This window comes from Psychrobacter sp. JB385 (assembly GCF_900163785.1).
In the GTDB taxonomy this organism is placed as follows: Bacteria; Pseudomonadota; Gammaproteobacteria; order Pseudomonadales; family Moraxellaceae; genus Psychrobacter.
On sequence record NZ_FUKN01000013.1, the window covers coordinates 293,323 to 308,488 of the forward strand.

General features: G+C 42.3%; 12 protein-coding genes and 1 other RNA gene. 8 read left to right on the forward strand and 5 right to left on the reverse strand.

Features of this window, described 5'->3' with window-relative positions:
- Positions 1–87: 87 nt before the first annotated feature.
- On the reverse strand, positions 88–1,656 hold the full coding sequence (locus CZ794_RS08505) for a DUF389 domain-containing protein (RefSeq protein ID WP_087041174.1): 1,569 nt from the start codon (positions 1,654–1,656) through the stop codon (positions 88–90).
- A gap of 270 nt (positions 1,657–1,926) precedes the next feature.
- Between CZ794_RS08505 and CZ794_RS08510 the strand changes: the two genes are divergently transcribed.
- A complete protein-coding gene (locus CZ794_RS08510; protein WP_087041175.1) occupies positions 1,927–2,127 on the forward strand; it encodes a hypothetical protein in 201 nt (66 codons plus the stop codon).
- 115 nt (positions 2,128–2,242) lie between these two features.
- Here the strand turns inward: CZ794_RS08510 and CZ794_RS08515 are convergent, their stop codons facing one another.
- Positions 2,243–3,625, reverse strand: a complete 1,383-nt coding sequence (locus CZ794_RS08515; RefSeq protein WP_179207290.1) for a L,D-transpeptidase family protein — start codon at positions 3,623–3,625, stop codon at positions 2,243–2,245.
- A 365-nt stretch (positions 3,626–3,990) separates the two neighbouring features.
- Between CZ794_RS08515 and prmB the strand changes: the two genes are divergently transcribed.
- Positions 3,991–5,163, forward strand: coding sequence for a 50S ribosomal protein L3 N(5)-glutamine methyltransferase (gene prmB, locus CZ794_RS08520; RefSeq protein ID WP_087041176.1), 1,173 nt, complete (start codon positions 3,991–3,993; stop codon positions 5,161–5,163).
- A gap of 61 nt (positions 5,164–5,224) precedes the next feature.
- Positions 5,225–6,328, forward strand: a complete 1,104-nt coding sequence (gene aroC / locus CZ794_RS08525; protein ID WP_087041177.1) for a chorismate synthase — start codon at positions 5,225–5,227, stop codon at positions 6,326–6,328.
- A gap of 134 nt (positions 6,329–6,462) precedes the next feature.
- On the opposite strand, the gene CZ794_RS08530 is transcribed toward aroC, so the two are convergent.
- The 3 genes from CZ794_RS08530 to CZ794_RS08540 form a co-directional block, all read right to left on the reverse strand.
- Complete coding sequence (locus CZ794_RS08530; protein WP_087041178.1) at positions 6,463–6,663, reverse strand: hypothetical protein; 201 nt, start codon at positions 6,661–6,663, stop codon at positions 6,463–6,465.
- 172 nt (positions 6,664–6,835) lie between these two features.
- On the reverse strand, positions 6,836–8,581 hold the full coding sequence (creC, locus tag CZ794_RS08535; RefSeq protein WP_087041179.1) for a two-component system sensor histidine kinase CreC: 1,746 nt from the start codon (positions 8,579–8,581) through the stop codon (positions 6,836–6,838).
- A 39-nt stretch (positions 8,582–8,620) separates the two neighbouring features.
- Positions 8,621–9,400, reverse strand: a complete 780-nt coding sequence (locus tag CZ794_RS08540) for a response regulator (protein WP_087041180.1) — start codon at positions 9,398–9,400, stop codon at positions 8,621–8,623.
- 346 nt (positions 9,401–9,746) lie between these two features.
- On the opposite strand from CZ794_RS08540, the gene CZ794_RS08545 reads away from it, so the two are divergent.
- The 5 genes from CZ794_RS08545 (at position 9,747) to CZ794_RS08565 (ending at position 15,159) form a co-directional block, all read left to right on the forward strand.
- Positions 9,747–10,418, forward strand: coding sequence for an alpha/beta hydrolase (locus CZ794_RS08545; protein ID WP_087041181.1), 672 nt, complete (start codon positions 9,747–9,749; stop codon positions 10,416–10,418).
- 85 nt (positions 10,419–10,503) lie between these two features.
- Positions 10,504–10,862, forward strand: a transfer-messenger RNA (tmRNA) gene (ssrA, locus tag CZ794_RS08550).
- Positions 10,863–11,025: 163 nt separating this feature from the next.
- Positions 11,026–12,267: an integrase arm-type DNA-binding domain-containing protein gene (locus tag CZ794_RS08555; protein WP_087041182.1), complete on the forward strand. Its 1,242-nt coding sequence runs from the start codon at positions 11,026–11,028 to the stop codon at positions 12,265–12,267.
- Positions 12,268–12,383: 116 nt separating this feature from the next.
- The gene (locus tag CZ794_RS08560; protein WP_087041183.1) at positions 12,384–13,298 is read left to right on the forward strand and encodes a hypothetical protein; all 915 of its coding nucleotides are present in this window, start codon (positions 12,384–12,386) and stop codon (positions 13,296–13,298) included.
- 259 nt (positions 13,299–13,557) lie between these two features.
- Positions 13,558–15,159: a hypothetical protein gene (locus tag CZ794_RS08565; protein WP_087041184.1), complete on the forward strand. Its 1,602-nt coding sequence runs from the start codon at positions 13,558–13,560 to the stop codon at positions 15,157–15,159.
- Positions 15,160–15,166 lie beyond the last annotated feature (7 nt).

Genomic DNA, 15,166 nt, shown 5'->3' on the forward strand with positions numbered 1-15,166 from the left:
TTTAGCACAAACGCCTAAGCTCTTGGTACAAGAGTTACAACTGCTAGGTGATTGTGCCTCCGTAGTTTGCAGATTCATATAAGAAAGTTAGGGCGAGTTGGTCAAAATCGCGGCATCGGTCTCATCAAGCTTGTCTTTTATCAATGGATCAGACTCAATGACCTGCACTGGCAAATAGCGCAATTGCAATTTGATAGGCAAGTATTTGGGGAAGTTTTTTGCCATGTCCTGAGTAATCTTGGTTTCGATTTGGCGTACATCATAAGCGCTAGGCGTGGTTTCACCGCGAATAATCGCACGTACGACTTGTCGATTATCTGTGACGTCAAATTGAGTATTGGTCAATACATTGCCTTTATCCGTAAAATACGCAGTAATGGTTTCTTTGACAGTATTTTCAAACGCTTGCTGTTTGGCGTTAGTCTGCAAATTGATGGTCAAATACGTGCCCAATCCACCCAGTAGTAATAAAGTGACAGCATTGCGTTGCAAAAACGTGAAATAGGTATTTGATTGATAGTCGTCATCGACCAGACGACGAAACCCCAAGATCCATAGCACAAGTGCATTGGTAAATTGGATGGCAATGATGTTTGTGGCGGCTAATAGAAGTGCACCCAAGCCCATTTGAGGCTCTCCATGAGCAAATAAAATCCCACTAGCAGCAAGAGGCGGTACCAAGGCGGTAGCGACAGCAACTCCAACCACAGCAACTGAGAGGTGAGGTGAGACCATGGCATAGGCGCCAGCAGTCCCGCCTGCTAGAGCAATCATCAAGTCCATAGAAGTGGGCTGGGTACGCGATAGGATTTCTGCTGTCAGGGATTGATCTTTGTGCAACCATCCTACGATAAAACCGACTAATATCACTAACGTCACACCACTGAGCACAGTCAGAATTGATTTGCGTAGCAATGGCATACGGTGATCAATGATTGCTAGTGCAACCCCTGTAATCGGACCTAGCATCATGGCAACCAACATTGCGCCAATGACTACCGCTGCCGAATTGGTCACGAGTCCATAACTTGCGATGATGGCAGACAGTATGTTCATAATGAAATACATTCTGCTGGGTAGCGCATTTGCCTCAATCGTGACTCTGACTTCTGGATAATCTACTTTTTTATTGCTAAATTGTTCTGCTACAAATTGCTTATAAGACTCAAGCTTTTCTTCCTTTTCTTCTTTGACTTCTTCCTCTTGATCTTCTTCGGTGTTGATTTCGTCTTGCGGATTTGTATTGTCTGCTGACGATTGATGGGTTGTCGACTCATCGTTTTCTTGTTCTGGTAAATCCACCTCTTGAGGCGTTTCTAGCTTGTGTTCTTTTTGTATGGGTCGCTCTTCTGAATGTACTGCTTGCGACTCATTTTTAGCCGTAGATTCTTCTGGGTCAGAGGTTTCGAGCGAGGCCACGACCACATCAGGCGCAAGTGATTCTATTTTGACTTTTGCCTCAGGGGGCTGAGCACAAGCGGTATCCGCAACTGTTTCATCTAAATCATCGCTTTCTGTCTCTTCGATCATAGAAGAGTCAGTATCGTCTTGTGTCAAAGAATCAGCCTGAGCTGTCGTATTCTTAATGTCCGTTAACTCTGTCGACTCTTGAGAGGCTGTCAACTTGTCGGAAGAGGTGTCTTTGGATTCGGTCATAGAAAATAACTTGATTAAAAGATGAAAGAGAGTCGTTATTGTAATGATAAATACATCAAGGCATAGAGGTTTTTTGTGGATGATCATCTATAGGTTAATAGAGAGAAGTCAAAAATCATTGAGTATAAAAATAAAAACCTTAATATTAACATGGTATTTATGAATAATCATTTGTTTTGATTGACCTGAGAAGTGACAATAAAGCCTTAATTATTTTGTGGGTATGGTGTATAACGGTATTATATCCACAATAAAAATGAGGAATAGCGTATGAACTGGTCATTGTTCTGTGTTGTTTATTTGATCGCCGTAACGGTTACGATGGGCATTTTTATAGTTGCTGCTCTAATTACAGGGTTTAATGGTATTGCGCATATCCTGATAGTAGCAATATTGGGGGTGCTGGTTGCTATCCCTGAGGCATTGTTTTTTTCCAAAAAAGTAGGAAATATTACGGGAGATAATGTTTAGACCATAATGATTTGATTATAAGATGTTGCGATAACTGTGTATTTGGCTATAAAAAAAGACCTTAACATTAAGGTCTTTTTTTATCTATTCATAACAATTGATTTGATGCTGGTAGCTATTTCAGCTCAACAGTCGCACCATTTTCAATATTGGCATAAACCTCTAGTACGTCCCAGTTGGTCAAACGAATACAACCATGTGATGCTTGGCGACTGATGCCTTCAGGCTTTGGTGAACCATGTAGGCCATAAGAAGGTTTAGATAAACCCATCCATACAACACCGACAGGATTGTTTGGTCCTGGTGGTAACATATGAACTTTTTTCTGAGCACCTTCACCAACGGTGGCTTTATACCAAGGCATTTTTACTTTATTGATAATTTTAAAGGTACCATGCGGTGAAGGAGTGTCATCACTACCAATGGTGGTTGGGTAGGTGGCAACCAGTTTATTGTCATTGTAGGCATAAAGAGTTTTGTCAGCCTTGTTGGCAACCACGCGATTGATGCGCTGATTAAGCGGACCACGGGTATTCAGCACAGTGATGGTCTCACCCGCTTTGTAAGTTTTGTTTTTATTCAACTTGTCTAGATAGCGCACATCCATATGGAAGCGTTCACCAAACATCTCTTTGATATCTTGGTAATAAAGACCTTTCATCTTTGATTTTGCTTCTGCGCCAGCAGGTGTGGATGCAAAATTGGTTTTGATGTCATCTTCAGTAATGGTATATGTAACCAATACAGGCTTATTGGCAGGAATGTTTTTAATCAAAGCATCCCATGTTTTTTGATCCATTTTACCAGTTGTTGGTAATCCTTTCATGGCCTGAAAGTTGATAAGAGCCTTTTTGCTGTTCATACCCCAGCCACCATCGATAGGACCTGGAGATGCATGGTTCCAATCGAGCAATGCCTGCATTTTGATTGTCATCGCTGAGTTGACCTTCATGTTAGGCGACCAGACAGCGTTGTTTACTTGTTGAGCGTAGTTTGACAAGTTTAGTGTGGTATATCTCTTACCATCTTTGTCTTCAATATTTTTGATGGTCGGATCATCACTGAAATCTTGGCGTTTTTCATTTTCAGGTAGCTCAAAGGCGAGTGGGTCAGATGAGTCAATAGATGAGACATCGCTAGGCGCGGCAACGGCTTGGCCTTCGCTGATATCATCAGTGCTATCTGACTGCTCATCTTTGAGTGTCAACTCCGCTGCACTCATATTATCTGCTGCGACTGCTTGCGAGGCTTCAGACTTTTTCTTTGAGTCAATCAACTGCGTCATACGATCAGCGGATTCAGACTGCACACGAGTATCTAACGAGTTACTACGGTTTTCTTGGACATTAAGGCTAACTTTTTGAGCGATACTAGGTAGTGAGTCAGCCGTACGTACTGGCAATGTGCGAGTATTCTCAGTAGGGGCGGCAAGCGCGCTAACACTGGCACCAACGATAGCGATAGATATAGCAGTAATAATGGGCTTTATTTTCATAATGTTGAGTCACTTGTAGTTGCTACTAATGCGGCTATTATGCGCATAATTTGATTGCTTCGCAAACTTTTGACACATCTTTTTTCACTTAAAGCTTGCTAAACGTTAACTGTTGACGTATTCACTACATTTGGGTAATAAGCTAGCGAAGATGTGTATTCGTTACTGTACAATTCTGACGACTTTCTCAAAGTATAAACATTGCTCGTATCAAGGTAAGGATCAGATGTAGATGCAAACATTGGCGCTACTCCTTGTTTATGTCTATAATGTGAGGTTAGATTTTTATTTAATAGATTGGCTTTTCGTAAAAAGCAATTTAACCCATTCGCGTGCGTTTAGTGACCATGCAATCAGTAAGGTGCCATATGTCAGAAGACCAAACAATGAGTGCAGAAGAGTTTCAGAATCAATATCTTAATGATGAGTCTCAGAACTTTGACAGTGAGGTAGAGTATGATTTGGAGACAGGACTTCTTGCTGAGCAGGGTGAATTTGCCAATTTGCACGCCGAGCTAGAAGAAGCACGCGAGCAGCTGGTCAGTATCCGTGATTTTATTCGTTTTTCGGTGACTCAATTACGTAATTATGATGTGGTCGTTGCACAAGGTACTACGGATGAGTTTGCAGAAGCATCAGCCATTGTCTTACATTCTTTGTCTTTGGACTGGTCAGCAAATGAGCAAATTCTCGATTGTCGTCTAACCACATCAGAAAAACAGGTGGTACTAGACTTATTAGAAGAGCGTATCGCTGAGCGTAAACCACTGAGTTATTTGATTAACCTGTCCTACTTCTGTGATTTGCCTTTTTATGTTGATGAACGTGTCTTAATCCCGCGCTCACCCATCGCAGAATTGATTCGTCAACAATTTCATCCTTACTTTGAAGTAAATGAGCTGGCCAAACCGCTTAAAATCGGTATGAATGAGCAGAAGGCGAGTTTTTATGATCACGGTCTAGACGTGAAACAGTTGTCACAACCTGAGCGTATTTTAGACTTGTGTACTGGGTCAGGTTGTATTGCTATTGCGCTTGCAACGCGTTTTGTTGATGCATTAGTCGATGCTGTAGATATTGATAAAGGCGCATTAGAAGTAGCCATGGTCAACGTCGATCATCATGATCTTGGTCATCAAGTCAATGTAATCGAATCTGATTTATTTGCTAAAATTCCAACTGAAAATCAATACGAGCTGATCGTTACCAACCCACCTTATGTTGATGCGGCTATCATGGCAGATCTGCCGCCTGAATTTTTATATGAGCCTGAGCATGCATTAGCTGCGGGTCAAGATGGTCTGGATTTGGTACATCGTATCTTATTTGAAGCGCCAGATTATCTCAGTCCAGAAGGCTTGCTGATTTGTGAAGTGGGCGATAGTGAATGGGCATTGAAACAAGCTTATCCTGAAATTCAGTTTGATTGGCTCAAGTTTGCTCATGGTGGACATGGGGTTTTTGCGATTACTTATGATGAGTTAGTGGCAAATCGTCAGCTGTTTGCAGCTTACGTTCAATTGTTAGATAGTATGCAGTAAGCAACATTATAAAAGATTGGTCAATGAAGCATCAGTCGCATTTACGGGTTTAAGGATAGATATGGCAGGCAATAGTATTGGACAGGTTTTTACTGTGACCACTTGTGGTGAGTCACATGGCGCAGGTCTTATGGCAATCGTCGATGGCGTACCACCAGGTCTAGCACTGTCTGAAGATGATTTACAAGTGGATTTGGATCGCCGCAAACCCGGAACTTCTAAATACTCGACCCAGCGCCGTGAGTCTGATGAAGTCGAGATTATCTCAGGTGTCTTTGAAGGTAAGACAACAGGCACATCCATCGGATTGCTGATTCGTAATACCAATCAAAAGTCAAAAGACTATAGTGAGATCAAAGACACGTTCCGTCCCGGTCATGCCGATTATACGTATAGTATGAAATATGGTTTTCGTGATTACCGTGGCGGTGGTCGCTCGTCAGCACGCGAGACAGCAATGCGAGTAGCGGCTGGTGCTATTGCTAAGAAATATCTGCACGATCGCCTAGGCGTGCAAATTCATGGTCATGTGACTCAGATTGGTAATGAGCACAGTCAAGTGCTAGAGCCGAGCCAGATAGACTGGGAGTTTGTGAACAGCAATCCGTTTTTTTGTGCGGATGCGGATGCCGTATCCCGTTTTGAAATATTAATAGATAGCTTACGCCGTGAAGGCACCAGTTGTGGTGCTCGGCTTGAAGTCATCGCCAGTGGCGTTCCTGTTGGACTTGGTGAGCCTGTGTTCGATCGTTTGGATGCAGACATCGCCCATGCCATGATGAGCATCAATGCGGTCAAAGGGATCGAGATTGGCGATGGTATGGCAGTAGCAGGACAGTTTGGGCATCGCTCCCGTGACGAGATGACGCCAGATGGATTCACAGCCAATCATGCAGGTGGCATCTTGGGTGGTATTTCATCGGGTCAAGATATTCGTGTGAGTATCGCCCTCAAGCCTACGTCTAGTATTACAACGGCGGGCAAAAGCATTAATACGCAAGGCGAGGCAGTTGATATGTTGACCAAAGGTCGTCATGATCCTTGTGTTGGTGTACGTGCAACGCCTATCGCTGAGGCCATGTTAGCGATTGTACTGCTCGATCATTATCTACGTCACCGCGGTCAAAATATGGATGTGAAGCCGCCAGTGCAGGCGATTATTTAGACAGTTAAAGATATTTATTAGCCCTTGGTCGTTTCTGATAATAGTTTATTAGAAACGACCAAGGGCTTTTCTATGGCTTTAAAAAAGTTCAGAAATGATTTGGAGGAATGCTAATCAGTTTAATAGTAAAGGCCTTAAGCCGCCAACTGATAATCTTCAATCGTCACGCATTGCTGATGTCGAAACACCAATAGTAGCTGCTGGCTAGGAATGGCAAGCCAATGCCCAAAAGCGATGCTATCAAAGCCTGCTTGTGACAAAGCCAGCAGACAGTAATCACGACTATGTCCTAAGCAGTTTTCTATTATTTGCGGTTGCGGAGTCAAATGTTGCATCAATTTTTACCTCTCATGGTGATAACGAATGTGATTGACGCTATTGTAAAATAAAGAGATAGAAAATCTGTGCAGCAATGATGGAAAGTTAATGGACTGTCATTCATCTATAAGGTTATAGAGATACTAAAGCTGCCTACTGAAATCAGGTATATGGATTTACTGAATATCGTCATTCCTTAGCCAAGGGTAGAGTGATACGGACCACCACGCCAGAAAGCTGACTCATGGCCGTATTATCTTGATCGCTATTTGCCATCATATTGTTAATGGTAACTTGACCACCATGATGTTCGATGACTTGCTTGACTAAGGTTAAACCCAGACCTGTCCCTTTTTTAATGGTGTTATGAGACACATTAGGCGTTTCTTGATGGAGATGTTGAGATGAGTCATTGTTCGTTAGGTTGCTGGCAGAGTAGTTGGTAGAGTGATGCGTAGTCTGACTTTGATGCGATAGGCTAAAGTAACGATCAAATGCTTTATTGACCGCATACTCAGGTAGCAATTTGCCATCATTAAATATATCGATTGTCACCATAGTTGCGGTGTGACGCATATCAATGATGACTGTATTTTGGGCAAAATGAATCGCATTGTCCAATATATTCTGTAGCACTTGTACGAGCCAAAACTGGTCAGCAAGAACGCTGATGTTTGCGGTTAGATTGGACTGTGGGTTGTCTGTTTCGGTAAAACATACGTTATCAATGTAGATTTTGATGGGTGGCAAGTGCTGCTGTTGCAGTTTGGCGGCGTTGTCTTTTGCCAGACTTTGTAATAATGGCAATAAAGGCGTTAATTTACGATTGAGTTTAAAAGTCGGTTGTTCAATTTTAGCAAGTAATAGTAAGCGATCAATTAGATGCTGCATTTTTATACTTTGCTCGCCAATGGTGTGAATAAGCATTTGCCGATCGTCCTCATCAAGCCCGCTGTCCTCTAAAAGCTCACTGCTGGCTCGAATGGCCGTGAGAGGGCTTTTGAGTTCATGGGTAAGAGTATGAACATAATCGGTGACGTAGTCTCGATTTTCTAATTGGTGCTTCATCGACTCAATTGTATCTGTTAGGCTATTGAGCTCACGGCCTAGGTAGAAGTAAGGTTTTTTGGTGTCTTCAGCGAGCGCACTGGTATATTGAGTCACCAAAGTGATGCTTTGCTTGAGCCACCATGCCACCAATCCTGCTAAGATAAGGGCTGCAATGCTCATCAGTAATGCAGTAATAAACATGCGATTGCGAGTGTTATCCAAATAAGGCAGCACGCTAGCGATGGGCTTACCAACACTCACCACACCAATCAGCTCACCTCTAGCATTTTTTATGGGTTGTGCCACGTACATGATCGTACCGTCACGCTGATTATAATTTTGGGTAGTACTTCTTGCTCCATATTGACCATTTAAAGTCAGATACACATCATTCCAGCGGCTATAGTCTTGTCCTTCGTCATTGTCAGGCTCAGGTAGTGAGTCGTAAATGACAACGCCTGTCTTATCTGTTACGTATACCCGAAAGCTGCTATAACCTTCGTGCTTATATTCTGGTGTTATGTCACTATTCATTGTTGGTAAACCAATGAATGCTGTATCTAAATTGGCTTGATAACTAGCCTCATACAGTTGCCCTGAAGATAGCGGTAGCTGCAGATTTGCCGCCAGAAACTTACTGGTATCGAGCAAGGTATCTTCGATGACTTGCTGTGCCGTTGGTTTGACATAGCCAAATAACTGAGTAAAAGCCACCACCCCGCAAATCACCAAAACCAAAGCCACTGCCAACCAAATTCTAAAAAAAATACTCAGATTCAGTGAGCGTTTTGGCTCATCAGTTTGTTGTGCCGTACCAATAGGGTGCAGTTTTGCATACCAATTACTTTGGCTGTTGTGGCTAGTGTCGCCGGCTTTATGAGTCATGATTTGATCAAAGTAATTTGAAGTTGTGAGATGATAGTACTAAGCTTGACATAATCCATACCCCAATCCGCGATGTGTATGAATCACATCGGTGCTTGCATCAACGGTTGCTAGCTGTTTTCGAATGGACTTGATATGACTGTCTATCGTCCGCGCTAGGCGATGATCTGGATAATCACTGACGGCACTTAAAAGTTGCTCGCGACTAAAGACTTGATTGGGTGCTTGCAATAAAGTTAATAAAATTTTGCGCTCTGTATTACTCAGCTCAAGCTTTTGTTCTTGCCATGTCAAAGAGTAATTGAGCGGTTGGTAATGCCAAACGCCAGATTGACAGTTGAAGGTTAAGGCTTGCCCCGACATAGGATTAGTAGCGTTATTAGTGGTCGTATTTTCTGTCGCTGTCTGAGTAGCGGATTGCTGTGATAGTAGTTGCTCGCGTCGCCAAATAGCTTTCAGACGAGCAACCAGTTCTCGCGGACTAAAGGGTTTGGCACAATAATCATCACCGCCCATCTCTAACCCTAAGATACGATCGACTTCCTCACTACGAGCTGTCAAAAACACGATAGGGATATCACTTAACGCATCAATATCAGTGCTATGGCGTATTTGTTGGCATAAGCTTAAACCGTCACCATCTGGCAAACCAACATCTAAAATAATCGCTGATAGATTCCTTGCCTCATCACTACGTAGCATCGGCAGCACGCTACTGGCATTGTCCAGCCATGTCATCTTCCAACCTTCACGTTTGCAAGTGACTTTTAGCGACATTGCGATAGCTGGATCATCTTCTACTAATAAAATGTGGGTCATAAGCGCTGTATCGTTATATAAGAGAAAATGGGTTGAGATAAATGATTTCTTAATACTCATTGAGATAAGGGTGTTGAAAAATGATAGTAGGACGTCATACAGTAGCGAGAGTATCAATCATATACTGATTGAATAATCGTAGCATAAAAGCCGTTTGAGGTTTTACTCCAAGTCCTCAAAAGGTGTGAAAAGTTAATGGAAATTAGACTGCGCCTCATTGGTTTTTTGGCTAAAGATTGTGAAATAATTAGCACCATTACGAGTAAAACTATAATATACGGTAACGGTTTAATTTATTAAAAATACAAATGTGGGTATGTCCCACTTTTAAAGGAATTTAGAAAAAATGAGTCATTATTTAGATACTGTGATTGTTGAGCATAATCCCTCACAAAAAAAGATAGACAGAGCTGTCATTTGGCTTCATGGCTTGGGTGCCAGCGGTCATGACTTTGAGCCAGTCGTACCGCAATTAGGTTTGTCTGATGACATGGCTGTACGTTTTATTTTTCCGCATGCGCCTAAGCGTCCCGTAACTGTTAATGGTGGTATGATAATGCCAGCATGGTACGATATTTTGGAGATGAGCCTTGAGCGTAAAGTGGATGTCGCTCAGATCGAAGAGTCTTCTCAACAAATACAAGATTTGATTAGCCGTGAGATTGAACAAGGTGTCGCGCCTGAGCATATCGTCATTGCAGGATTTTCGCAGGGCGGGGCAGTGGCTTATCATGTAGCCTTAGGTTATCCGGATCGTTTGGCTGGCTTGATGACTTTATCCACTTATCTGGCGACCAATGATAATATCAATTATAGTACTGCTAATAAAGACATGCCGATTCTCATTGAGCATGGCAGTCATGATCCAGTCGTTCCTGTGATTCTAGGCGAGCAGGCAAACCAGCTGCTAACTGACAAAGGCTATAATGTTGAATACAATACTTATCCGATGGCGCATCAGGTCTGTATGCCGCAAATTCAAAATATAGGTAAATGGCTAAATAAAATCTTGGCTTAAACAATTGAGCTGTAACGTAATGTAATGACGCTTTCTTATCGGTTGAAATCCGGCCTATAAGTCATATATAATACTCGACCTTATTGGGGATGTTCTGGCTTCGACGCTGGTGATGAAACTCAATGATGCATGTCGAGAGTGTATGTCCTCTCGTTAATCAAACATATATTGTTATAGTCGCAAACGACGAAACTTACGCTCTAGCAGCTTAAACCCTGCTTACTTAGTTGCTGATCACCTACAGTTGGTTAACTAAGTTGAAGCGTCCGCATGTAGGCTCGCCACAAGGGATTGTCTCAATCGCTTGGGTTCAAAAGTAGAGAATCGTCCAATCCATCCTGACTGTCGGATCGGTGCGGACTAAAACTAAAGACAGAAACTAAACATGTAGATTCATGAGCGTAATGCCGGCGGACGCGGGTTCAACTCCCGCCATCTCCACCAAACACTAATTCAGGCTTACTCGTAGCGATACGGTAAGCCTTTATTTTTGGGATTTTTTTAAGATTTAAGAGTGTATAGTAGTATAGCGTCTTATATAGAATGTTGGTATTATTGTTGGTATTAGAGTTTATACATATGCTCAATACCAACAAAGGATAGTCCTATGCCCTTAACTCATACCGTTATCAATAAGCTACAGCCCAGTAGCACCTCTATTGATACGAAGCGACCTGACAAGCATAGCGATGGTAACGGGCTGCAACTATGGGTTCGTTACACGGGCGTTAAGTCATGGATCAGCGCCTACCGATGGCAAGGCAAACAGCAAACCCTCACTATTGGCACTTATCCAGTAATGAGCCTTCAAAATGCACGCCAGCGCAACATTGAGATTAAACGCTTAATAGCTAATGGTGTGAACCCCAAAGACCACAAGAAAGAGCAACAAGCCAGCCAAGACGGTTTAAATGTTTTCGATAACATAGCCCAGTCATGGTATAGCGAGCGCAAGACCTACCTAGCAGAAAGCACCTTTTCGCGTAACTACTCCGCTTATATGCGTGATATTAAGCCCTCTATTGGTCGAAAGAACATAAACGACATTACCGCGCCTGATGTATTGGCTATCGGCAAGGCAGTAGAAAGCCGTGGAGCTAATGAAATGGCAAGGCGTATCATTAGAGAAGTAGGGCAGATATTCAAACATGCCATACGCAATGGACTAGCTACGCATAACCCAGCCACAGACCTATCCGAAGCCATCAAGCCACACAGAACGACTAACCATCACCGCATTACGAGCCAGCAACTACCAAAACTATTAACAGACATCAATGCTTATCAAGGTGATGTACTAGTGAAGCTAGGTTTATGGTTCTTATGCTATACGTTTGTGCGTACCAATGAATTACGCTTTATGGAGTGGTCAGAGATTGACTATAAGGACGGCTTATGGCGCATACCAGCCGATAAGATGAAAGCCAAGCGTCTGCACCTTGTGCCACTAGCACCGCAAGCAATGGCGATACTAGAGCAGATCAAAGAACTAGGGTTTTCGGATAAGTACGTTTTTTTTAATACCTCAACCCGTAAGCCTTACAGCCAAAGCGCATTTATTAATGCCCTATGGAATATGGGCTATAAAGGCAAAATGACGGGGCACGGTTTCCGTGGGCTTGCTAGTACCACATTGCATGAAAAAGAGTTTATGCACGAAGCGATAGAGCTACAGCTGGCACATGATAGAGAAAATAAGATAAGTGCAGCATACAACGGAGCGCAGCACTTGCCATACAGAATAAACATGATGAATGAATGGGCAAACTTCATTGATGATGCTTACGCTGGCAAGTTGGATAACGTGATCCGTGCAGACTTCAAACAACACAAACAAAAGCTAGGCTAAGGCTTAGCACCAACTATGCAAGGCTAGGACTAATTACCCGAAAGACAGCTATTCACACCCTTAGGTTGTCACTGCCTTGCACCTATTTTTACTTAAGGGTGTAGTAGGGGTGTGAAATGATATTAGATTATTTAGATATAAGCCAAACGCTTGAATATCTTGAGAAAGAAACTGGGCATAAATACAATTTCGATAACTTGAAAGAGTTAAATTTTTCTGGAAAGTTAGACGTTTTTTTTTATAAAACTTGCACTATTTACAATAGAGACCGTTCTGTTTACACTCCACCACCCGTAGAGGTATGCGGAAATTTGGTCAGTCCATTTCCATATTACTTAGCTAATGGCGTCAAAGTAATAAAAGGGTTATTCTTTCTAAAAGATGTTTTAACTGACAATAATGACAATGAGTTTTTACACTTTAAGACCAAAGTAACCGTTGAGGCAGTTTATAAACAAACTAACATGTCGTTTGATGATGATCGTAATTATGACTATGAACGTGGTGATACAGGCTATCTTTCAAGTGCTGAGTTTTTTGATATAGGGTATCTTCCCGATGGTAGTATGAATAGCTCTTTTTTACAAAATAAAGCAATATCTTCTATTAGTTATGACGAATTAAGGTTTAAAAAAGTACAACTGGATGAGCTCATAAATAGCCCAAAAGTTTGCACTATAACAGACGAAGGATTCAAAAATCTCAAAGATGAAAATAAAGAACAAAAACAAAGGATAGAAGAATTAGAGAAAGAAATAGCACAAATAAGGATGTCAACAGATGATCTTAAAGATGTGCCGTATCAATCATTTAAGGCTCTAGATAAGGTCATGTATGCAATGGCCAAACTTACTAAGTTGGATAATTCAAAGCCTTATAGTCAGAACAAACCTTCATTAAATGCCGAAATCACCACAATATTGCAGAACGATGGTCTAGCACTTGAGTATCAAACTGTAGGCAAATGGCTATCAAGGATTAATGATGTGCAAAGTCCAATAAACGAGACTATGGGATCGCATAAAAGTTAAGCCCAGTAATATCTGTATAGAGCTTAGAGTAAACTCTCCATTCTGACCCGCCATTGTGCGGGTTTTTTCTTGTCTAAAAACTTATTCTTGCATAAGAAAAATAAAGGTTATCTACAGTAGATAGGTTGCTGTCTACTATAGAACCTTATGAGGTCTCTATTCTTTAATCTATAAGCTAGCTAAAGCGGCTAAGTCGCTTGCTTAAACGCCAAACACCTAAGAGATGGTTTAGGTTGGCAGCACTTAGAGAGGTAAAATTATGCAACTCGCACAAAGTTATTTACAGGGAATGGGTAGTCCATTTGATGGCGTTCTTGAAGCGTACGGTCAAGGATTGCAAAATAAACGCTATAGCAACCAAACAGACTTAATCAAAGCCCAGCAAGACCGTGAACAGCAGGCCTACTTAGACCTTGATTCAGTCGACTGGGATGATGTGAATGCAGTCGGTCAAGTCATGGCGCGTTATCCTGAACATACAAAAGGCGCAAAGGACTATTACGACGCGCTAGAAGCTAAAGAGCAGCAGTCTTTGCTGTTCGATATGAGCACAAGCATATCAGCATTAGGTAGTGAGAGACCAGACATAGCGGTTCAGAAAATGCGCGATAAAGCAGCCGCTTACAACGACATGGGTATGGCTGAAAAGGCAGAGGAATACTCGCAAATGGCTGAATGGATGGCAACAGACCCACAGGGCGCTAGACGAGCATTGCAGATGAATTATGCGGTCATAGCAGGTGATAAAGCCACGTCAGGCTATAAGTCTTTAGTCGATACTGATATTGCCGAGAATGAATCGCCTTACACTATTGCTGAGAAGGTAGCTAATGCAGACGATACACAAGCAACAGCATTTAAAACGCGTGCCGATGCAACCGACACTGTTAGCGAGAGCCTATCAACAGCAGCGATTGGCGGCAATGCGGGAACATTCTCACTAAAAGCGGGAATGATGCACGCGCAAGGATTAATAACTGACGCTCAAAAAGAATACATTGATGAGCGATTAAACAATGATGATCCTGAAGCAGTGCAGGTATTTCTTGAAGGTTTGGCAGGTCAAAACGTAGAAATAGCCAAGCTAAATAAACCTGAGACAAGCGTAGTAAATGCTGGCGGGCAACTTGTAGCTATAAGAAAAAATGCTGATGGTAGTGTTGAAATAGTAGGTAGTGTTGATAAAACTATTGATCCGACAGCACAGTACACCACTGACGCTGGCATTGAGAACAATATTAGGAACAACAACACGCAGATAAATATTGCCAATCAAAGAGATGCGACCACAAGACAATCTCAGGAATTGCAAAAATATCTAGCAGACCAAAAGGCGGAAGAAAGCCGCGGTACGGTAACACGCCAAGTTATGCCTGACGGTAGAGTGTTGTTATTCGACAAGCAAGGTAATTGGAAGCCGGTTATCGATGCTAATGGCAAGCCGATGATTTCAAAACCAAGTACAGCTGATAAGCCGTTAAACGAATCACAAGGCAATAGTTTGATGTACGGCAAGCGTATGCAGACAGCCCACAAGATACTTGAAGATTTAGAAAATTCGGGCACGATACGTGGTTGGTCTCTAACAGGTGTTAAGAACGAAGATCAGCGTAAGTATGAACAAGCACAGAGAAACTTTATTAACGCTATTTTGCGTAAAGAATCAGGTGCAGTAATTGCGGACAGTGAGTTTGATAATGCTAAGAAACAATACTTCCCTGCTTTTTGGGATAGCGAGGAAGTTATCAAGCAGAAAGCCGCCAACAGAGCCCAAGTCATTAAGAGCATGCTGACTAATGCGGGTCCAAAAGGCGAGGCAGCTATAACGAAGCCCGTCAATACTAGCAAATGGGTTAAATAGGTGACTT

Bases quoted from the DNA above. Each gene is read 5' to 3' on its own strand.
- CZ794_RS08560 (WP_087041183.1), top strand. From the start codon at position 12,384: ATGATATTAGATTATTTAGATATAAGCCAAACGCTTGAATATCTTGAG.
- CZ794_RS08540 (WP_087041180.1), bottom strand. From the start codon at position 9,400: ATGACCCACATTTTATTAGTAGAAGATGATCCAGCTATCGCAATGTCG.
- CZ794_RS08545 (WP_087041181.1), top strand. From the start codon at position 9,747: ATGAGTCATTATTTAGATACTGTGATTGTTGAGCATAATCCCTCACAA.
- CZ794_RS08530 (WP_087041178.1), bottom strand. From the start codon at position 6,663: ATGCAACATTTGACTCCGCAACCGCAAATAATAGAAAACTGCTTAGGA.
- CZ794_RS08565 (WP_087041184.1), top strand. From the start codon at position 13,558: ATGCAACTCGCACAAAGTTATTTACAGGGAATGGGTAGTCCATTTGAT.
- aroC (WP_087041177.1), top strand. From the start codon at position 5,225: ATGGCAGGCAATAGTATTGGACAGGTTTTTACTGTGACCACTTGTGGT.
- CZ794_RS08510 (WP_087041175.1), top strand. From the start codon at position 1,927: ATGAACTGGTCATTGTTCTGTGTTGTTTATTTGATCGCCGTAACGGTT.
- CZ794_RS08555 (WP_087041182.1), top strand. From the start codon at position 11,026: ATGCCCTTAACTCATACCGTTATCAATAAGCTACAGCCCAGTAGCACC.
- prmB (WP_087041176.1), top strand. From the start codon at position 3,991: ATGTCAGAAGACCAAACAATGAGTGCAGAAGAGTTTCAGAATCAATAT.
- CZ794_RS08505 (WP_087041174.1), bottom strand. From the start codon at position 1,656: ATGACCGAATCCAAAGACACCTCTTCCGACAAGTTGACAGCCTCTCAA.
- creC (WP_087041179.1), bottom strand. From the start codon at position 8,581: ATGACTCATAAAGCCGGCGACACTAGCCACAACAGCCAAAGTAATTGG.